The following is a 20001-nucleotide window of genomic DNA, read 5'->3' as shown; positions in this document are numbered from 1 at the left end:
GAAAGAATGCCTATTTTTGAGTTCAATCCAAATCTGTAAAACCAACTCATGAATTACCGCCATCCGTATGTACAGCCATACTCTCTTTCGTTCCGACGATTACCCAATTTTACTTACCTGTTCACAAATATGAAAAATGCTTTTTTGCTAATTGTTTTGCTGTGCAGTATTAACTCACTGATTGCACAAAAGAAGATCACCACCCTCCGTTTAAAGACCGGTGATATATCCGTACATGCAAATATGGATGCGGAAACTATTACAAATGAATTCCGGAAGGGTAGGTTTGGCGAATGGACCTACACTGTTCTTTCATTTGAAAAACCAGTGACAAATGCCCAACAGCTTTCGTTAAAAGGAATGGGTATAGAATTATTATCGTATCTCCCTGACCATAGTTACCAGGTGCGTATGAAAAGGATGCCGCAGTTTTCACAGCTTTTTGGCGCAGGGGTACGAGCAATAATCAACATGCCTGGTTCGGCTAAGCTTGGCCGTGAGTTGAATACCTTGTTAGCATCTCAACAACCGGAAACGATTTTATTGCTAAATATTCAACTACAGCAAGGAGTAAAGTGGAATGAGGTAAAAGAAACACTTGCAGGATACGAAGTTTCCTTAACAAAATCAGATTATCTCAACCAGGGGCTTGCACAGGTAAATATACCGGCAAGGAATATTACAGCAGTCAGCAATCTGCCGTTTATTTCTTTTTTAAATGCATCGTTTTTGCAGTCAACACCTTTAAATCAACGTGAAAGAGGTCTATTTGGGCTAACGAATCTTACAAGTTCAGAAGTTGCAGGCAGAAATTTAAGTGGCGCTGGCGTTACAGTTGGTATTGGTGATAATGCAGACCCGCTTCACTTGGATAACACTAAGAATGTATTAAACAGAAATCCCACTTATATATCAGGTAATCATGGTCGACAAGTAACAGGCGTGGTTGGAGGCGACGGAATTGTTGAAGAAAGATTTAGAGGCGTAGCGCCAAATAGTTTGCTGATAGTCGACCTCTTCGATTATATACTTTCGAAATCAGCCACCTACTTTAGTGATTTTGGAATGACAGTTACTAATAATTCCTACTATACAGGCCTTGCGGGCTGTGCCGGAAATAGTGATTACAATGAATTAAGTCTGTATGTTGATCGACAGATTTATAACAATCCATATTTACAACACGTTTTTGCAGCAGGTAACGATGGCGAACGGGTTTGTTCACCCTACTCACTTTCGTTCGGCACGATAAAAAGTGGTTACCAGGTAGGTAAGAACGTGCTTGATGTGGCCGATTACCATCTGGGAACAGATGTGTTAAATGCAAGTTCAAGCAGAGGTCCGGTTGAAGATGGTCGGATTAAACCTGAAATAACGGCACATGGCGTAGCAGTATTTTCACCCAGTGGTTTAAATAATGGATATGCTGATGGATACGGCACAAGCTTTTCCTCCCCATTTGTTGCAGGCGTTCTCGCACTTCTAACAGAAAGATTTAAGCAGTTAAATGGAAACATCCTTCCAAAATCGGCTTTGCTTAAAGCAATAGTGTGCAATAGCGCTGATGATCATGGAAACCTTGGACCTGACTATAGTTATGGATTTGGATTTATTAATCCCAGACGTTCAACCGAGGCAATAGAAAACAATCGATATTTTTCGGGGCTGTTAACTACTGGAGGAAATTTTTCGAAAATTATAAGCGTACCAGCTGGAACAAGAAAGCTCAAAGTAATGCTCTACTGGCACGACAAAGAAGGTTCACCTCTTACGTCAAAAGCATTAGTCAACGATATTGACTTAACAGTTACTGACGGTTCAACAATCTATAATCCCTGGATTTTAGATGCAACTCCAAGTAATGTAAATAATGTTGCTGTACGTGGGACCGATCGCATTAATAATATTGAGCAGGTAACTATTGACAACCCTGGAACTAATGTGACAATCGATCTCAAGGGTTTCAATATACCCAATGGACCTCAGGAATTTTTTGTTACGTATGAGTTTTTAATGGATGAAATAAAACTTGAACATCCATACGGTGGCGAACGTTTCTCTCCGGGGTTGGAAGAAATTATCAAATGGAATGCATCGGATAATAGTACAAATACTTTTAAACTGGAATATTCAATTGACGATGGCCTTACATGGATATTAATTGCCGATAATATTGCAGGTAACCAGCACAGGCTCAGATGGCTCAATTTGCCCAACACTCCTACCAACAAAGGCAAAGTAAGAGTTACCAGAAATGGCACCGGAGCTTCGGCAACATCTCCTGGCAACTTTACCATTCTGGCCCAGCCCGTATTAACAGCAACTGTTCCCTGCGAAGGTTATGTAAATCTCACCTGGCCAGCAGTAACCGGCGCTAACGATTACGAAGTCATGCAATTAAATGATGGTGCTTTCTCATCCCTCGGCACAACTAATTCGTTGAGCTATCGTGTGAGTGGTTTGAATAAAACACAAACTTATTGGTTCACCGTTCGTGCACGAATGACGGATTCATTAGGTATGCGTGCTGTTGCAAAAAGTATCATGCCATCACTCGCCACTGCGTGCACTGCTTCTGAATTTGACAATGATCTAAAAATAGATTCATTACTTTCTCCAATTCATGGTAGACAAAATACAAGCACTGGTTTGTCAGCAACTCAACCAATTACGGTGCGTATAAAAAATCTTGACGATGTTGCAACAAGCAGCACTTATACTATTTCTTACCAGGTAAATGGAAGCGCTGTTGTATCAGAAATATCAAATGTTTCTATTGCTTCCAATGCAACAGCCAATTATACGTTCGCAACAACTGCAAATTTATCTGCAACCGGCACCTACAATATTAAAGTAACAGTAAAACAAACAGGTGATGCCCAGCCAGCCAATGACGACCTCACCTATGTTGTAAAACATGTTGCAAACCCGGCCTTAAGCTTACCTTATGCAGAAACTTTCGAAACAACAGGAAATGAAGAATACAAAACAAATTTCTTTGCGTTAAATAATGCTGATCGTTTCGACTATATCAATACTTCTAATGGCCGATTGCGCACATTTGTTAATACCGGTGTTGCGGTTAACGGAAGCAAAGCCATTACACTTGATGCAATAAATTATAACGGCGTACTTGCTGGTAATAGTGTAACAGGCACCCTCAACCTTAGCAATTACACTTCAGCACAGGGTTTACGTTTCGATTTCAACTTTAAAAATCACGGGCAATTAAAACAACCAGGTACTGGTGTATGGATGCGGGGCAGCGATACTCAACCTTGGGTACTGGTATACAATCTTTCTAACAATCAAGGCAATCTTGGCGAAGTAAAACGTGTCAGCATCAACATCAATGAACTGGGACAAACGGTTAGTTCAAGTTTCCAGGTTCGTTTCGATCAGATAAGCACTACATCTGCAAATAATGCATCTTATGATATAAATGGCTATGATCAGGATGACGGATTTACGTTTGACGATATCCGCATTGTGCAGGCAAGTAATGATGTATTACTTACTCAATTGGTAGCTCCTGATACATTTAATTGTAATCCCGGCAATGCAAACATCACCGTTAAAGTAAAGAATACAACCGCAACTACTTTCACAAACATACCTGTATATTATCGTATTAATAATGGAACAGCTGTAGCGGGATCAATCTCATCGTTGGCTGGAAATACTGAACTTGATTTTACATTTCCAACCCAGGCAAACCTATCTGGCTATAAAGCTTATGAGATTGATGCATGGGTACAATTGGGTTCCGATAACTATCCATTGAATGATAGCATCAACAATCGTATTATTTACAGTAGCCCGGTTATCAATTCGTTTCCTTACCTCGAACGTTTTGATAACAATAATGGAAACTGGTTTACCGATACGCTTAGTTACAGCAGCTGGCGTTGGGGTAAGCCTTCAAAAACATTAATGAATCGTTCAGCAAGCGAAGGCAAAGGCTGGTTTACCACACTTGACAATGTGTATAAACAAAATGAAACCTCTTATCTATATTCACCTTGTTTTAACCTGGGTAGCTTAACTCAACCTGTTTTAAGCTTCAGTCATATTACGCAACAGGAAGATAATTGCAATTGCGACTATCATACATTGGAATATAGCACGGACAATGGAAATTCGTGGCAACGACTCACTGGAATCAATGGTACTAACTGGTTCGATTCGTCTTCCAATCAATCATGGAAAAAAAGCATTCAACGTTGGCATGTTTCAAGTACCGAAGTGCCTAATGTGTCAAATATTAGATTCCGTATTTCCATTTCAAGCGACGAATTGACGCAATATGAAGGCATTGGTATTGATGATATACACATCTTTGAAAAAGCAACGATCTATACTGGTGCCGATGTATTAAATATCAATCAAACAGTAAGCGGCAATAACTGGGTGCATTTCAACAGTGGTGGAACAAGAATAGCATCTATCAATCCACTGGGTCAGAATCTTGGAAACACAGAGGTAAGCGTCTACATCAATACAGGACCTGTGCGCACAATGAATAATCAATATTATCTTGATCGCAACCTTGTCATTCGATCAACCAATGCGCCAACTGATAGTGTACTTGTTCGTTTTTATTTTACAGAACAGGAAGCAAAAGCTTTGATTACAGCAACTGCCTGCAGTCTTTGCATCAAATTTACAGATGCATACCTGGCGGCCATTACGAAATACGGCAACCCTTTCTTTGAAAATGGCGTGTTAAATGATGGCGCTGATGGAATTTTCCAGTTTATTGATTCAGGAAAAGTTGATGTTGTTCCTTTCAACAATGGTTATTATGCGGAGTTTAAAGTGAAAAGTTTTTCAGAATTCTGGATCAATGCCGTTAATATGGGCCTAACCCAAACTGTAACAAATGTTAATGATGTAACCGGTTCAGGCATTTTCATTAAGAATGTTTATACTGATGACGCCGATGGGTTGTTCATAAACACAGGCAATAAAACACAAGTGCGTGAAATGAATATCCGAATTGTAAATGCAATGGGCCAGGAAGTATTTAACAAGCTAACTTCTTATTCCGATACACGACTTAATATCAATAACCTTTCGAGCGGTATTTATTTTGTAGAAATCAGAGACAGAAAAGGTAAAGAGCAGTTCGTAAAGAAGATTGTACGAACAACAAAATAAAACGCTAACACAATCGCAAATAAAAAAGTCCCTCGTTATGAACGAGGGACTTTTTTTATGACGTTGTAATTTTTATCCGATTTTGCCGAGAGGAATTTTTCTCACCTTTTCATCTTCTTCTTCATCGATATGTGAAACAGGGTAAGGAATTTTTGCCTTTTCCAATGTTTCTGCAAGTTGCTTGTTGGTTTTTGCAAAGTGAAGGATTTCTTTGTGAGCGGCCAGCATTTCATCTTCCAACTCTAAGATTCTTTTTTCTTTCGACATCACTTGTTTTTTTCCAATTCTCACACCAAGAAAACCGACAACAAGCAAAATTCCAGCGAAGAGTACTACGTGAATTTCAAGGGTCGATTGGGTAATGCCGAAAATTGCACCTAGGGTACCACCAAGGATTTCAAGGGTTAATTGAGTAAGGTTCATTTGTTCCTTTGTTTAATTCTCAAATGTATCCTCAGGGAAGGACTTACATTGATTTGGGTATACAATTAAATTATGTATAAGTAGCTTATCGACCGCAAATTAGTTCACTTTCGTCAACTATGCAACTGTATTAAGGATAAATTGTTTAACGGTAGACAACGGAATGCGTTCCTGTTGCAACGTATCTCTATACCTTATGGTTACTGTTTGGTCTTCTTTGGTTTGATGATCAACCGTTACACAAAACGGTGTTCCCACTGCATCCTGGCGGCGATACCGCTTGCCAATCGCATCTTTTTCCTCGTAAAAACAGTGGAAATGAGGCCGACACTCCTTCATTAACTCTTCTGCAATCTCCGGTAAGCCATCCCTTTTTGTAAGCGGAAAAACTGCCAGTTTTATAGGGGCAATTTTTGGAGGCAACCGGAGGACAGTGCGGGTATCAGTCTTGCCTTCTTCTGCCGTTGGAACTTCTTCTTCGTGGTACGAATTGCTCAAAACAGTAAGAAACAGGCGATCAAGACCCACCGATGTTTCAACGACATATGGTATATAATTACCAAATGGCTTGCCTTCAGCATTCAAATCATTATCGAAATACTGCATTTTCTTTTTACTGAATTCCTGGTGGCGACGGAGATCGTAATCCGTTCTTGAATGGATGCCCTCAAGTTCTTTCCAGCCAAAAGGGAATTCAAATTCAATATCAACAGCAGCATTTGCGTAATGAGCCAGCTTGATATGGTCGTGGAAACGGAGTTTTTCGGCCGGTAAGCCTAAATCTTTGTGCCATTGCAAACGGGTCTCCTTCCATTTAGCATACCAGTCCAGTTCAGTGCCAGGCCTCACAAAGAATTGCATCTCCATTTGTTCAAATTCACGCATGCGGAAGATGAACTGGCGGGCAACAATTTCGTTGCGGAAGGCCTTGCCGGTTTGAGCAATACCAAACGGTATTTTCATTCGGCCGGTCTTTTGCACATTGAGGAAATTCACAAAAATACCTTGTGCCGTTTCGGGGCGCAGGTACACAATATTATCTTCAGGATTGTCGCTGCTCACAGCACCAAACTCGGTTGAGAACATGAGATTGAACTGGCGAACATCGGTCCAGTTGGCTGTGCCGCTTACTGAACATTTGATCTTATTATCTTCAATTAGGTGTTTGATACCTGCAAAATCATCGGCTGCCAACAACTGTTCCATTTGTGCAATGAGCGCCGCAGATTCAGATTCAGAAAGAGTGTCAGCGTGTGCTTCTATCAAATGATCAACACGATAACGTTTTTTGCTATCCTTATTGTCGATCATCGGGTCGCTGAAATTATCAACGTGACCGCTCGCTTTCCAGGTAGTTGGATGCATGAAAATGGCAGCATCAATACCTACGATGTTGTCGTTAAGCTGCGTCATGCTTTTCCACCAAAAATCACGGATATTTTTTTTCAGTTGAGCGCCTACCTGACCATAATCGTACACCGCACTTAAACCATCATAAATTTCAGATGATTGAAAAATATAACCATACTCTTTTGCATGCGATATAATGTTTGCAAAAAGCTTCTCGTTCGCCATGTTTGCTGTTTTTGAAAGTGGGCAAATATAAGCCTTTGAAGGCGCAAGCCCAAGGAACAAGGAGCAAGAAGTAAAATCCAAAATCTAATCCCAAAAGTCAAAGGCTTATTTCAACTTTTCATTTTCTTTATGCCGGTTAGCATCCCGAATGTTTTTCTTTTCGAAATTCTTTTGCAAGGCATCAGTTAAATTAACACCTGTTTGATTAGCCAAACAAATAAGCACCCAAAGCACATCAGCCATTTCATCGCTTAATTCTTTTCCTTTATCGTTTTCCTTAAAAGATTGCTCTCCGTACTTGCGCACAATTAACCTTGACAACTCCCCCACTTCTTCCATTAAAATACCAAGATTAGTTAGCTCGTTAAAATAACGAACGCCCACTGTCGAGATCCATTGGTCAACATCAAGTTGGGCTTGTCTAATTGTAATGTCTGCGCTCATGTCACTTTCAAATTTTCAAATTAATCAATTCTCAAATTATTCCTTATTCTTTGTATCAATCACAATCGTCACCGGCCCATCATTCAGCAATTCCACTTTCATATCAGCCCCAAAAATGCCGGTTTCTATTTTTTTGCCGAGCTGGGTTTCGAGTTGCGTGATCATTTTTTCATACATCGGAATGGCGAAATCAGGTTTACTGGCTTTTATGTACGATGGCCTGTTTCCTTTTTTTGTAGATGCATGCAAGGTGAACTGGCTCACCAGCAAAATACCTCCATTAACATCTTTCACGCTCAAATTCATAACTCCGTTATCATCATCAAAAATGCGAAGATTTACAATTTTGCTACTGAGCCATTCAATATCTTCCGTTGTATCTGCACCTTCAATTCCCAGTAATACCAACAATCCTTTCTGGATAGAACCTGTAATATTTCCATCAACTTTTACAGAAGCAAAAGCCGTTCGTTGCAGTACCGCTCTCATAGTTCGTTCAATTGGTTGTAAATTCGATCACCGAAAATACAACGCTTCGGGTTTGATGTATGATAAAAGATGTGAGCAGTGAAATTCAGTTCCAGACTGCAAGAAGTGGTGGAGCCGGCGGTCAAAATGTAAACAAAGTGGAAACCATGGTGATGGGCTATTGGCATATTGCGACATCGGCGCTGGTAACTGAACAACAAAAAACAGTACTGCAGGAAAAACTCAGCAATCGTATTAATAAAGAGGGAATGTTGCTGGTAAAAAGCCAGGTGCATCGCACGCAGCAAAGCAATAAAGAGGAAGTGATCAAAAAGATGAACGAACTTATTTCCGTTGCATTAACGCCAAAGAAAGCACGTATTGCAAGTAAGCCATCGAAAGCAGCCAAAGAAAAACGTATTGACTTGAAGAAAAAACAAGGCGAGCAAAAACAAAGTCGGCGCAAGGTCCGTTTATCTGATTACTAACACATGCAAACATATAAAAGCATTCTTCTTATTCTCGCATTCATTGTTATTACCGCATGGGTGATAGAGAGCTGTAAGAAAAACGATCTTCAATTAACGTCCTATACTGTACAAATTCCTGCCCACTTTCCTGCAACTGATTTTTACCAACGAAATCCCATTTCAAAGGAAGGTTTTGAATTGGGCCGCAGGTTGTTTTATGATCGCCGTTTTTCTGTTGATGGAACTATCTCTTGCGGTTCATGCCACCAGCAAATTGCAGCGTTTGGCACCTACGATCATGATCTAAGTCACGGAGTAAATGGTGCACATGGCATACGCAATGCTATGAGCTTATTTAATCTTGCCTGGCAAACTTCCTATGGTTGGGATGGAAAATACAAGTTGCTTGATGAAGTATATGCAGCACATATTAATAGTCCAATTGAATTTGGTGAAACCATTGGTAATATCATTAATAAATTAAAAACCGATGGGCAATATGCACAACAGTTTAAAGCGGCTTACGGCTCAGCTTACATCAGCCAGCCACGCATCTTTAATGCATTAACGCAATTTGTAAGTGCCTTCATCAGCAGCCAAACAAAATATGATTCGGTAAAACAAAACCTCCGAAATTTTACAACAAATGAGCAAGCGGGCTATACTGTATTTCTCAACAAATGCAACAGCTGCCATTCAGAGCCGCTATTCACCGACTTTTCTTTTCGCAATAATGGACTACCGCTAAATATTTTTAACGACAAAGGAAGGATGGCCGTTACCGGCATTAAAACCGATTCTCTGAAATTTCGTGTACCATCATTACGTAACCTGTTTAAGAGTTATCCCTTTTTGCATGATGGAAGATTTATTGGATTTGAACAGGTATTTGAGCATTACAATTCAGGGGTTCAGCAAAGTGCTTCGCTTGATCCCTTACTCAGCAAAGGCATTACACTTTCTACTGCGGAGCGAACTGCATTAGTTGACTTCTTCCGCACATTAACTGACAACAGCTTTACAACCAACAACAGTTTTGCTGCACCACAATAAAAAAAGCCCCGCTTTTTAAACGGGGCCTGCACATTATGCGGTTTTACGTTTGGCTCTCAGCACATCCAATGCTTTCCGTTGGTTCTCTACTTCGCCTTTCTGCTTTTCAATATTCTTTTTGTTTTGCTCAATATCATCTTCCAGTTTCTTTTTCTTCCGTTCAAGACTTCCGCTTTCATCTTCATAATCTTTCAGTTTCTTTTCATTCGACTTTACTTTGTCTTCCTGGTCTTTTATTTCTACTTCAAGCGCCTGTGCTTCAACTAAGGGAATAAAACCGAGAACATATTGTTTGATCTTGGCGATCAACACAGCATCATCTGTACTTTTCACGTAATTCTCATAACCACGAGACACAATAAAGTAAACATTGCTTTCATCTTTTTCCTTACGGCTCTTTCGTTCTACTTTTAACAACACATCAAATATTTCCTCTTGTATTTCCGGAATGCGTACCGCCTTATAAGTATACACACCTTTACTTTCTTTGGCACTATAACCCATTTGGCTGAATTTTTGTCGTATGGCATCTTCTGTTACAGATGCCGTGTAAGGAATTTCGGTAATTATTGCAGGAATTTTTTTCTTCTGGATTTCCAGGTCGCCGAAAGTTTGGGCACTTGCGCACATTGTAACCACTAAACTTGCAAGTAACGTGTAGATTTGTTTTTTCATAAACTCAGTTTTGTACTACTAAGATAAAAAACAAGCCCTATGTGTTGCATTAACACCAAAATATGTTTACCTATTTCCAAAGAATCTTAATTTCGTTCCCTTGAGTAGTGTTAAAAAATTAGCCGGACAAACTTTATGGTATGGTTTACCCACAATCGCAAGCCGGTTCCTGGGTTATTTAATGAATATGGCATTGCCATTCATTTTTGCTCAACCTTCCGCCACTGCTGATCTTACACAGGTTTATGCCATCATTCCTTTTTTAGGTATTGTATTTACGTACGGTGTTGAAACAGCCTATTTCCGTTATTCAAACGAAAAAGATCGCACTGCACTTTATAATACCTTAAGCCTTTCCATTTTTGCAACTACCATTTTATTCGCTCTTTTGCTGTTTGTGTTCCGTGATGGTATTGCTGGTGCGGCGGGACTAAATGATCACCCGGAATATATTACATGGATGCTGGCCATTCTTTTTTTTGATACGCTGGCTACTTTACCTTTTGCCCGTTTACGCCAGGAAAACCGGCCAAAAAAATATGCGTTTGTACGGGTAGCCGGTATCGTTATAAATATCCTTATTGTATTTACCTTTCTCGGATTTCTTCCTTCTTATGCTAAAAACAATCCTGATAGTTTCATTGGCACTTTTTACAACAAGGAAATTGGCATTGGCTATTATCTCATTGGTAATTTATGCGGTAGTGTCTTCACCTTTTTATTACTATGGAAGGAATGGAAACAGATCCGCTTCAGCTTCGACAGTTCATTGTGGAAAGAAGTAATGCATTATAGTTATCCGCTCATCATTGTAGGTTTGGGTGGAATGATCAATGATATGTTAAGCCGGCTTGTTTACCAGCATGTAGTTGATTTGCCAAAACAACAAGCAAAACATGAGCTGGGTGTGTTTGCCAACATTTACAGAATTGCCGTACTTATCACGATCATGATTCAGGCTTTTCGTATGGCCGCCGAACCATTTTTCTTTAATCGCTCTAAAGATGAAGATGCCCCACGCACTTACGCAAGAGTTATGAAGTTCTTTGTAATTGCATGTTGTTTTATGTTTTTATTTATTGGATTGTATCTCGATGTGTTGAAAGCAATTCTCACCATTAAATCAAAAGCATGGGGCGAAGGTATGAACGTTGTGTTGCTGCTGGCAATGGGCAATATCTTTTTGGGTATTTATTATAACCTGAGTGTATGGTACAAGCTAACCAATAAGAATATGTATGGTGCTGTAATAACCATTGGCGGAGCTGTTGTTACAGTATTGGTGAACATTTTATTGATTCCCAAATTTCATTATTGGGGTGCAGCCATTGCAACGTTCACCTGTTACTTATTGATGATGATAAGTAGTTATTTACTGGGACAGAAATATTACCCTGTCCCCTATGCACGAAAAAAAATCATCAATTATCTTATTGCAGTAACCATCATCGTATTGTTTCATAAACTCATCCTCTTGCTTTATTCACCACTTTGGTTCAGCATACTTACCGGCACGTTATTGCTGGCTTGTTTTACCTGGCTGGTGCTGCAGGTTGAGCGAAAGGAACTTCAAAACCTACCGTATATCGGAAAATTTATTTCATCCCGCTAAAAAAGGGTTGTGCTTTTTCTCGTGGCCAATAGTGGTGGCAGGCCCGTGGCCACTGTACACAATTGTTTCGTTCGGTAACACAAACAGGTTGCTGCGAATGCTGTTAAGCAAGGTCTGGTGATGGCCTCCGGGCAGATCGGTCCGGCCAATGCTTTCACGAAACAACACATCGCCGCCAATTACAAAATTCTGCGCTTTGCAATAAAAGCAAACATGACCTGGTGCATGTCCCGGGGTGAACAGCACCGTTAGTTTGTCCTCACCCATCACTATTTCATCGCCTTCATTCAACCAATTTAATGGTCCGTTGTAATTATCAAAAGGCAAGTTCCACATTAAACCACTTGCGGGGGCATAGTCTAATACCTGTTTTTCATTGGCATGCAGGTGCAGTTCCAAACTATAGGTTTCGTAGATCCATTTATTGCCAAACACATGATCGAGATGGCAGTGAGTATTAAGCAACTGTACGGGTGTTAATTGCGTTTGTTGAAGAAAGGAGGCCAGCTCTTCCCGCTCTTCATCAAAATAACAGCCGGGGTCGATAATGAATGCCTTCTTTTGTTCGTTATAAAGAATATATGTGTTCTCCTGAACAGGGCTGAAAGTAAAAGCTTTAACAGTGAACATGGATTGATTTTTGTACTTTTAAATGTCGGTTTTCCCGAACCTGATTCTCTTAATGATATAACACAAAAATATGCGAATTCAAGCGACCGGTTTTCTAAGGCTTACAGCAACGGCATCATTTCTTTTGGTCTTATTCCTGAATCAATCTCTTGCGCAGGTGAACATGGTGGAGTTTGGGAAAAACCGGGTTCAACATACCAAATTCAAATGGAGCTTTTACCAAAGTCCCAACTTCAATGTTCATTATACTCTTAATGGTTTAGAACTGGCAAAATTTGCAACACAGGTAGCTGAAGCAGAACTTCCCCAACTTGAAGATTTTATTGAATTCGGTATTCAGCGCAGGATCAACGTTGTTCTTTACAACAACTTCAATGATTATAAGCAATCAAATATTGGTATTGGTCTCGACATTCCCAACGCTGGTGGCTTAACCAAGCTGGTGAATAATAAAATGGTGGTTTATTATAATGGTGATCATAATGATCTACGCCGCCAGATACGTGAAGGGATTGCAAAGGTGCTGGTTGAAAGTATGTTGTTTGGTGATGATCTTGGTGAGTTTGCACAAAACCAAGCCTTGCTCGATCTTCCGAAATGGATGACCGATGGTTACATTTCTTATGCTGCTGAAAACTGGAGCACTAAACTCGACAACGAATTAAAAAGCTCTATGATTGGCGCCGATTATAAAAGCTTTTACCATTTTGCCTACGAGCAGCCACGTTTGGCCGGTCATGCGTTTTGGTACTACATCGAAGAAAAATATCGCCGTGAAAATGTGACCTATCTTTTATACCTGAGTCGTATTTATAAAAATGTGAACAGGGCAACGCAAACTGTTGCCAAGAAAAAGCTGAAAGATGTATTGAAAGATTTCATGCTTTACAACCGTGACAAATATTTTAAAGATATCCGTGCAAGAAGAAATGTGCCTGCCGGCCGTTTAACTGTTCCAAAAGAAATTGGCAAAAACGATTATTTCCGTTTCCAGGCAAATCCTAATCCAAAGAGTTTCACTTATGCGGTTGTTGAATACCGCAAAGGTCAAACGAGAGTGATCCTGAACGAAAATTTCATTTCAGAAAAAGTATTGTGGAAGAGTGGTGTTCGTAACCTGGAGGAAAAACCAAATCCGAACTATCCGTTGCTGGCGTGGGATCCGAAAGGAACACGTATTGCCATGATTGTTTGGGAAAAGGGAAAAGTATTGTTGAATGTGTATGATGCATTTCGCCGTATCAAAACAGTAAAAAATGTTGAGCTTCCGTTTGAGCAGGTGAATGATATGCAATATATGCTCGATCCAAATACATTGGTGATGAGTGCAGTGAAAGGAGGACAAAGCGATGTATTTGTTTACAAGATCGATAAACAAACTGCAGAGCAGGTAACTAATGATGTGTATGATGATCTTGACGCAAGCTTTGTAGCTTTTCCAAACAAGACCGGTATCATCTTTTCCAGTAATCGTCCGTCGCCTAACGCTCCAACCGGCGATACCGTTTTACCAAAAGAACGTTACAATGTTTTCCTGATCGATAACTGGAATAAATCTGAATTCAAACAAATATCGCAGCTCAGCAATATTAAATACGGTAATGCCCGTTACCCAACGCAATACAACACGAATCACTTCACTTTTATTAGTGATGAAAATGGTATTGGCAATCGTTGGGCAGGTTTCTTCAGCACCACAGCAGCTGGCTTAGATACCATCTTCCAGGTGGGTGATGAAATTCTCCGCAACCCTGAGCCAAAGGAACTTGATTCAACGTTGCGTGCATGGAACAAACAGGAACCAGATTCAGTATTTACTTTCAGAGTAACAGATGACAGTTCTTACACTTTCCCAATGAGTAATTATCAAAGCAGTGTATTGGAAACACGCATTGCAGGTGATAACGGGCAAGTAACGGAAGTAAACCGCCAGGGCGAATTTAAATTCCTGTATAAATTAAAGGTCGACGAAAATACATTGCGTAAACGCAATGTAAATGCACGGCCCACTGAGTACATCAAGCGTATGACAAGGCTCGATAAAATAGCTGGCGAGAATACTCAGAACAGAACAGACATTGTTGATAGTACCACTACTGAAAAACCGCCAACAGATTTTTTTGAAACAGAATTCAAAAACGATTCTATTCAACCAGGCGAAAAATTGATGGGTGCTAAAAAACCGAGCCAGGAAGAGGTATTGGCCCGCATGCGCCTGTTCCCTTATGCCAAGAAATATTTTATTGATAACGTAACAACCAACTTCGCATCTAATGGGGCGTTGCTCATTAATCGTTTTCAACCATATTCTGGTGCATCTGGCCCAGTTAATCTTGGTAACAATAATCCGTTAAACGCCATGACAAGAGTTGGCGCCATGGAATTTTTGGAAGATTATAAATTCAGTGGTGCATTCCGTGTTAACTATGGATTGCAGGATAATGAAGTGTTTATGCGTTTCGATAATCTCAGACGCCGTATCGATTGGGGGCTTGCCTACTATCGTGCTTCATCTACCAATATTACTCTCCAGACTCCCCGTGGAATATTTCCTGTAAAAACTGTCAATAGTATTTACCAGGCAAGTGTTGCGTATCCTTTAAATGAAGTGCAACGCATCCAGGTAATGGGTGGCATACGCAGAGATCAATATATTATTCGGAGCAACGATGTTGTGTTCGGTTCTTTAGCAGAACCTGATCTTGATGAAAACTTTGCGATGGGCAGAGTAGAGTTTGTACACGACAACACTATCAATCCTGTTACAAATATCTGGAATGGCTTCCGTGCAAAAGGATGGGTTGAAATGTTCAATAGGCTTGGCGGTAATTATTCCGAACGTCCCGGTGATATTACTTTCAACTTTGGTTTTGATGCAAGACATTATTTACGCATCTATCGCAACTTTATCTGGGCTGTTCGTGGTGCAGCAGATGTTTCTTGGGGCGATAACAAATTTGTTTATTACCTCGGAGGCACCGATGGGTGGTTAATGTTCGGAAGTAATACCAAAACAAGAAATGGTGTAACAACAGAACGATATTTCAATACAGCAAACAAACCAGCACCTGATCAGAGTTATGTGTATGAATCATTGGCAGTAAATCTTCGTGGCTTCACACAAAATGCGGCGAACGGAAATAACGCACTTGTAATTAACAGTGAACTTCGTTTGCCGGTATTTACTACGTTCTTTAATAAACCGGTGAATAATGCATTTTTGCGCAACTTCCAGTTAACCCAGTTTATTGATCTTGGTACTGCATGGAACGGTAGGTATGATAAGATTGGAAGACCAGAAGTAACTTATACTGATGTGTCTGATCCAAATAGTCCTGTTAGTGTTACCATTAAAGCGCCAGGCATCGGGCCATTCCTCGGTAGTTATGGTTTTGGTGCAAGAAGTACATTGCTTGGTTACTTCCTTCGTTTTGATGCCGGATGGCAAATGAATGGGTTCTTTAAAGGAAAACCAATCATGCATGTATCGGTAGGACTTGATTTCTAAAATTAATTTTTGTTTGATAAGGATGCCTGCTCACTAAAATGAGCAGGCATTTTTTTGAGTGTTTCATAGATCAGCAACAGCACAACAGCAAAAAGAATAGTAACAGCCCATACACGGGGATGTGATGCCGGTGAAATAACCTTCGATAAAATTCCCTGAATAAGATCAAATGGCTGAGTAACCAGGTGCCAACTATTATAACGATCGTAACGGCCGAGATAAATTCCAAAACCGCAAAGAATAAAAAAACTAAGTATCATGGGCCGTACGTGCACGGCCGAAAAACGTTTCAGTAATAATTGTTCAATGTGGCGCAATGAAAACAAACCCATCAGTAAACCATTCCATGCTGCCATAAATAATAAAACAAGGTCGTAATACAATGGAATTCCGGGACGCTCCTGCAAATGAAAAAGATCGGTGATGAGATAAGGTGAATTAGGAAAGAATAATAACCACAAACAAAAGAGCGATATATTTCTTCCAGAAACATTAGCATCCTTTATCATGCTGCTGAACCATAATGGCAGCCACGCAAGAAAAAGGTTCCATGGTATAAACAGAAAAAGAAAACTTCCCGTGTACCAAACACGAAAAATGTAAAGCAAGAGCGAAAATCCAACCGAATAGATCAATATTTTTTTCATGGTCTAAATTATTTTAGGAAGAAAAATAACGAGTGCCGCAATCACACTTCCCATAGCGGCCAGCAATACAGCGCCTGCGGAAATATCTTTTACTTTTTTAATGACAGAGTGTTGTTCGGGGTGAATCATGTTGCACAATTCTTCAATAGCTGTGTTGATAAGCTCCAACGAAATCACCAGCACAATGCAAAGAATAATAATGTTCCATTCAACTGCTGAAAGATTTAAATAAAATCCTGCAATACATGCCATCGCAGCAGCCGCAACATGTATACGCATGTTTACTTCTGATCTGAAAGCAGCGATCACTCCGTCAATAGCATATCTAAATCGTTTCATGTTTTGAAATTATTCAAAAAAAATCGTTGCTATATATGAATTTGCTTTTGAACAGTTGCAAGTGGTAATTCCATAATACCAAACCAGTCCATGCTTTCAAGACTTTTTGCCCGCTTTCCCCTCTCCCAAGCTTTTCTAAAAGAGCTATAGTACTCGGGCATTGTTACCAACCCGTACAAAACAGTAGCTACTACCGGGAATGAAACACGACCGTTTGCCAACATAAAAAACTGCAGACTTGCTTCTCCTTCATCGGTAAAAGAATAATCAAGCACTACATGTTTAATGTCGTGCCGCTCATAGTACGGAAGCAGGCGAAGATTTTCTGCATTTAATAGTTGCCACAATTCATTACCCACTGTTTCAAATGGTAAAGCACTCAGTTGTTCCATACTGTAAGGAAACTTTTTCTTCCTCCGTACGATCTTTAAAATAGGTAGTGCAATGGTATGCGTCAACATCACCAATATATTACTGCGGAGTTTTTTTAATAATCGTTTCATGAAGCGGTAGTATTATCATTGATTGAATCTGTTGTATTAGTTTTCTTTCCCTCACCATACCAATCAATTTTGCGTGAATAATACATGACAATGGCAAGCAGAATGAATAAACCTATGCTTCCAAATAAGAGTGCTCCATCTTGTAATTGAATGAGGATGTAAATAAATCCGTAAAGCGATGAAAGAAAAATCAACAAAGCAATTGCGATAGCAGGTTGTTTAAAAATGCTGTAAGTATAAGCCGTGATTAATCCAATCGTTGCAATGGAAGCAATAAGATATGCGATATTAAAACCGGTGTATTCCGATACCGATAACAGCAATGTATAGAATATACAAAGTGCCAAGCCAACCAATACATATTGCAATGGATGAACACTTCGCTTCTTGAGTGTTTCAATAAAGAAGTACAAGAAGAAGGTGAGCGCAATAAACAACAACGCATATTTGACAGTACGCAAAGTTTTACTGTACGAATCAACTCCCTGCAATAATTCTACACCAAAAGCAAATCCATCAATATTCTGTTTTCCTTCTTTCCATAGTTGAGGAATGTCACGGGTAAAATGAAGAATATTCCAATTGGCAGTAAATCCCTTGTCAGTAACGGTATTTTGAGTTGGTAGAAATTTTCCATCAAAAGAAGGATCGGGCCAGGTTGATCTCAATTGTACATTGGTTTGTTTGCCGAGCGGTGTAAAGTAAAGGCGTTCCGATCCTTTTAATTTCAATTTAAGTTCATAGGAATGCGCTGAATCTTTTAACGCCTCAGCATTTTTCAATAAACTACTTACACCTGAACCAGCGATATCCGTTGGAGGAAAACCCGGATCCATTTCAGAGGATGTACCATTCCAGTTCAATGATAAAGCTTCTGCAATACCACGGTTATCTGAAATGCCGAGGCATAGCCGCACTTCGTTCCACAATACATCGGCTGGATCGATGCCGATTTGCGAAAGCTGAACTGGTAAAAATTTTCCACTGATGGTGAGGTCTGATTTATAAAGAATGATCTTGAAAATACTCCTGTTCCTTTCTTCTGGCGCAAGTTCACCCTTGATATTTTCTGATTCTGGTAAGTAGTGCATCATTCGTTTTATCATCATTACTTTTCCTTTGTCATCCACGAATTTTTCCTGGTATGGGATCATTAAAAACGGGCCGCTTACTGTTTGTGCTGATGCCCATTTCGAACTTACTTCGGCTATTACTTCACGTTGCCTTTCCTGTCGCTCACGAACTAACTCCATAATAAAGGCTGTGGGAATAAGTAATACCAAAACCAGAAAACCTACAAGGATGGATTTAATAAAGATGCCATACCGTTGCCAGAAAGAGAGTTGTTGAGTGTCCATTTTTATCAATTTTAAAAGTACTTTGAATTTCAAAGTTTATGTGCAAAAAAAAATTACTTCCCCATTTGCTTGATCATTTGCTCCAGTGCATCAAGATGCAACCTGAATGCTTTTTCTCCCGCTTTTGTAACTGCATACGTGGTATTTGTTTTCCTTCCCACAAAGCCTTTGTTCACTTTCACATAGCCGTTTTCTTCCAGTGCTTTCAGATGCGATGCCAGATTTCCGTCAGTTACATTGATCAATTCTTTCAACTCATTAAAGCTTACCTGCGCATTCACCATCAACGCACTCATAACGCCTAACCTTACCCGGCTATCGAATACTTTTTGTAACTGTTCTATCGGATTCTTCATACTTTCTTCTCCATTTGCATGGGCTGTCGTTCATATTTATTCCACATAACTATACCATATACTATATGTAAAACTCCAAAGCCTGTGGCCCAAAAATAAAGTCCATAGCCCGGAAACCAGCAATTAATTACTCCCAATGCTGTAATTACATACCCCAGAAAGCGGATTTCACCAAACGTATACTTGGCACCATTGATCAATGCTATGCCATAAAATATCAAACAACCAGGAGCAATTAAACCATACACACCTGCCTCTATCAGTTTCAAAAGAAATATACCACCGGCAACAAGGGGCACGGCAATATTCCAGATTAAACGTTTTGCAGTTGCACCCCAAACAGGTATGCCTTGTCGTTTACTTTTTGTGTAAGTAAAAAAAGTTGCAAGTATAATTGCAGAAATTAAAGTGAGGACGGCAATGGTAAACAACCGGCTTCCCATAAACGATTGCAGCATATCCACGCCATCACTACTATAAGCATCTCCTATTAACCCGGGTTTTCTTCCTCCGGCAGTTCCGGAATTTTCAATAACGTCATAAGCAAACCATGCTCCTATGAGAGCACACACACCGGCAGCAATACCACTAAGACCGCTGAGGCTAATGAAGCGGCTGCTGCGGTCCATCATATTCCGTATATCCTGTATAGTTTCAAGCGTTTGATTCTGGCTATTCATAAAAGCACTTTGAATTGCAAAGTAAATAGTTTTTTTCATATACTTACAACAATCATTAAGTCTTTTTAACACAAAGTTTTAGAAAACATGATGCTTTCGT

The 20001-nt window shown here is 39.9% G+C and carries 17 protein-coding genes; 5 read left to right on the top strand and 12 right to left on the bottom strand.

Annotated features, from left to right (window positions below; genetic code table 11):
* Positions 1-48 precede the first annotated feature (48 nt).
* On the top strand, positions 49-5160 hold the full coding sequence (locus ACO1QW_RS06170) for a S8 family serine peptidase (RefSeq protein ID WP_486256696.1): 5112 nt from the start codon (positions 49-51) through the stop codon (positions 5158-5160).
* 72 nt (positions 5161-5232) lie between these two features.
* Here ACO1QW_RS06170 and ACO1QW_RS06165 read toward each other — a convergent pair whose 3' ends face one another.
* From ACO1QW_RS06165 to dtd, 4 genes are all read right to left on the bottom strand, one after another.
* A complete protein-coding gene (locus ACO1QW_RS06165; protein ID WP_486256694.1) occupies positions 5233-5583 on the bottom strand; it encodes a hypothetical protein in 351 nt (116 codons plus the stop codon).
* Positions 5584-5700: 117 nt separating this feature from the next.
* Positions 5701-7158, bottom strand: a complete 1458-nt coding sequence (locus ACO1QW_RS06160; RefSeq protein ID WP_486256692.1) for a glycine--tRNA ligase — start codon at positions 7156-7158, stop codon at positions 5701-5703.
* A gap of 105 nt (positions 7159-7263) precedes the next feature.
* On the bottom strand, positions 7264-7602 hold the full coding sequence (locus ACO1QW_RS06155) for a nucleotide pyrophosphohydrolase (RefSeq protein WP_486256690.1): 339 nt from the start codon (positions 7600-7602) through the stop codon (positions 7264-7266).
* 36 nt (positions 7603-7638) lie between these two features.
* Entirely contained in the window at positions 7639-8091 is a 453-nt protein-coding gene (gene dtd / locus ACO1QW_RS06150; RefSeq protein WP_486256688.1) for a D-aminoacyl-tRNA deacylase, read from the bottom strand.
* Between the two features lie 59 nt (positions 8092-8150).
* Here dtd and arfB point away from each other — a divergent pair, with 59 nt between their 5' ends.
* Both arfB and ACO1QW_RS06140 read left to right on the top strand, forming a co-directional pair.
* Positions 8151-8558, top strand: coding sequence for an alternative ribosome rescue aminoacyl-tRNA hydrolase ArfB (gene arfB / locus ACO1QW_RS06145; protein ID WP_486256686.1), 408 nt, complete (start codon positions 8151-8153; stop codon positions 8556-8558).
* A gap of 3 nt (positions 8559-8561) precedes the next feature.
* Positions 8562-9593: a cytochrome-c peroxidase gene (locus tag ACO1QW_RS06140; protein ID WP_486256684.1), complete on the top strand. Its 1032-nt coding sequence runs from the start codon at positions 8562-8564 to the stop codon at positions 9591-9593.
* Positions 9594-9626: 33 nt separating this feature from the next.
* Here ACO1QW_RS06140 and ACO1QW_RS06135 read toward each other — a convergent pair whose 3' ends face one another.
* Positions 9627-10268, bottom strand: coding sequence for a hypothetical protein (locus tag ACO1QW_RS06135; protein ID WP_486256682.1), 642 nt, complete (start codon positions 10266-10268; stop codon positions 9627-9629).
* Positions 10269-10368: 100 nt separating this feature from the next.
* On the opposite strand from ACO1QW_RS06135, the gene ACO1QW_RS06130 reads away from it, so the two are divergent.
* A complete protein-coding gene (locus tag ACO1QW_RS06130) occupies positions 10369-11880 on the top strand; it encodes a lipopolysaccharide biosynthesis protein (RefSeq protein ID WP_486256680.1) in 1512 nt (503 codons plus the stop codon).
* Here ACO1QW_RS06130 and ACO1QW_RS06125 read toward each other — a convergent pair.
* A complete protein-coding gene (locus ACO1QW_RS06125; protein ID WP_486256678.1) occupies positions 11869-12510 on the bottom strand; it encodes an MBL fold metallo-hydrolase in 642 nt (213 codons plus the stop codon). The genes ACO1QW_RS06130 and ACO1QW_RS06125 overlap by 12 nt on opposite strands.
* A gap of 70 nt (positions 12511-12580) precedes the next feature.
* On the opposite strand from ACO1QW_RS06125, the gene ACO1QW_RS06120 reads away from it, so the two are divergent.
* Positions 12581-16018 (top strand): BamA/TamA family outer membrane protein, encoded by a 3438-nt coding sequence (locus ACO1QW_RS06120; RefSeq protein ID WP_486256676.1) that lies wholly within the window; start codon positions 12581-12583, stop codon positions 16016-16018.
* A gap of 2 nt (positions 16019-16020) precedes the next feature.
* On the opposite strand, the gene ACO1QW_RS06115 is transcribed toward ACO1QW_RS06120, so the two are convergent.
* The 6 genes from ACO1QW_RS06115 to ACO1QW_RS06090 are packed head-to-tail and all read right to left on the bottom strand — an operon-like array spanning position 16021 to position 19901.
* On the bottom strand, positions 16021-16665 hold the full coding sequence (locus ACO1QW_RS06115) for a DUF1361 domain-containing protein (RefSeq protein ID WP_486256674.1): 645 nt from the start codon (positions 16663-16665) through the stop codon (positions 16021-16023).
* Between the two features lie 3 nt (positions 16666-16668).
* Positions 16669-17004, bottom strand: coding sequence for a diacylglycerol kinase family protein (locus ACO1QW_RS06110; protein WP_486256672.1), 336 nt, complete (start codon positions 17002-17004; stop codon positions 16669-16671).
* A gap of 29 nt (positions 17005-17033) precedes the next feature.
* On the bottom strand, positions 17034-17507 hold the full coding sequence (locus tag ACO1QW_RS06105) for a hypothetical protein (RefSeq protein WP_486256670.1): 474 nt from the start codon (positions 17505-17507) through the stop codon (positions 17034-17036).
* Positions 17504-18865 carry a cell envelope integrity protein CreD gene (gene creD, locus ACO1QW_RS06100; RefSeq protein ID WP_486256668.1) on the bottom strand — a complete coding sequence of 454 codons (1362 nt, stop codon included), beginning with the start codon at positions 18863-18865 and terminating at the stop codon, positions 17504-17506. Before creD ends, ACO1QW_RS06105 begins: the two co-directional genes overlap by 4 nt.
* Positions 18866-18918: 53 nt before the next feature.
* A complete protein-coding gene (locus ACO1QW_RS06095) occupies positions 18919-19221 on the bottom strand; it encodes a winged helix-turn-helix domain-containing protein (RefSeq protein ID WP_182802367.1) in 303 nt (100 codons plus the stop codon).
* The gene (locus ACO1QW_RS06090) at positions 19218-19901 is read right to left on the bottom strand and encodes a hypothetical protein (RefSeq protein WP_486256666.1); all 684 of its coding nucleotides are present in this window, start codon (positions 19899-19901) and stop codon (positions 19218-19220) included. Before ACO1QW_RS06090 ends, ACO1QW_RS06095 begins: the two co-directional genes overlap by 4 nt.
* Between the last annotated feature and the right edge of the window lie 100 nt (positions 19902-20001).

It is taken from the genome of Lacibacter sp. (assembly GCF_057361365.1).
The sequence above is the reverse complement of the archived record's forward strand: the minus strand, read 5'-3'. Positions and strand labels throughout refer to the sequence as shown.

What these genes read in the sequence shown, in the direction of transcription:
- ACO1QW_RS06170 (WP_486256696.1), top strand. Translation starts at nt 49, where the DNA reads ATGAATTACCGCCATCCGTATGTACAGCCATACTCTCTTTCGTTCCGA.
- ACO1QW_RS06165 (WP_486256694.1), bottom strand. Translation starts at nt 5,583, where the DNA reads ATGAACCTTACTCAATTAACCCTTGAAATCCTTGGTGGTACCCTAGGT.
- ACO1QW_RS06160 (WP_486256692.1), bottom strand. Translation starts at nt 7,158, where the DNA reads ATGGCGAACGAGAAGCTTTTTGCAAACATTATATCGCATGCAAAAGAG.
- ACO1QW_RS06155 (WP_486256690.1), bottom strand. Translation starts at nt 7,602, where the DNA reads ATGAGCGCAGACATTACAATTAGACAAGCCCAACTTGATGTTGACCAA.
- dtd (WP_486256688.1), bottom strand. Translation starts at nt 8,091, where the DNA reads ATGAGAGCGGTACTGCAACGAACGGCTTTTGCTTCTGTAAAAGTTGAT.
- arfB (WP_486256686.1), top strand. Translation starts at nt 8,151, where the DNA reads ATGATAAAAGATGTGAGCAGTGAAATTCAGTTCCAGACTGCAAGAAGT.
- ACO1QW_RS06140 (WP_486256684.1), top strand. Translation starts at nt 8,562, where the DNA reads ATGCAAACATATAAAAGCATTCTTCTTATTCTCGCATTCATTGTTATT.
- ACO1QW_RS06135 (WP_486256682.1), bottom strand. Translation starts at nt 10,268, where the DNA reads ATGAAAAAACAAATCTACACGTTACTTGCAAGTTTAGTGGTTACAATG.
- ACO1QW_RS06125 (WP_486256678.1), bottom strand. Translation starts at nt 12,510, where the DNA reads ATGTTCACTGTTAAAGCTTTTACTTTCAGCCCTGTTCAGGAGAACACA.
- ACO1QW_RS06120 (WP_486256676.1), top strand. Translation starts at nt 12,581, where the DNA reads ATGCGAATTCAAGCGACCGGTTTTCTAAGGCTTACAGCAACGGCATCA.
- ACO1QW_RS06115 (WP_486256674.1), bottom strand. Translation starts at nt 16,665, where the DNA reads ATGAAAAAAATATTGATCTATTCGGTTGGATTTTCGCTCTTGCTTTAC.
- ACO1QW_RS06110 (WP_486256672.1), bottom strand. Translation starts at nt 17,004, where the DNA reads ATGAAACGATTTAGATATGCTATTGACGGAGTGATCGCTGCTTTCAGA.
- ACO1QW_RS06105 (WP_486256670.1), bottom strand. Translation starts at nt 17,507, where the DNA reads ATGAAACGATTATTAAAAAAACTCCGCAGTAATATATTGGTGATGTTG.
- creD (WP_486256668.1), bottom strand. Translation starts at nt 18,865, where the DNA reads ATGGACACTCAACAACTCTCTTTCTGGCAACGGTATGGCATCTTTATT.
- ACO1QW_RS06095 (WP_182802367.1), bottom strand. Translation starts at nt 19,221, where the DNA reads ATGAAGAATCCGATAGAACAGTTACAAAAAGTATTCGATAGCCGGGTA.
- ACO1QW_RS06090 (WP_486256666.1), bottom strand. Translation starts at nt 19,901, where the DNA reads ATGAATAGCCAGAATCAAACGCTTGAAACTATACAGGATATACGGAAT.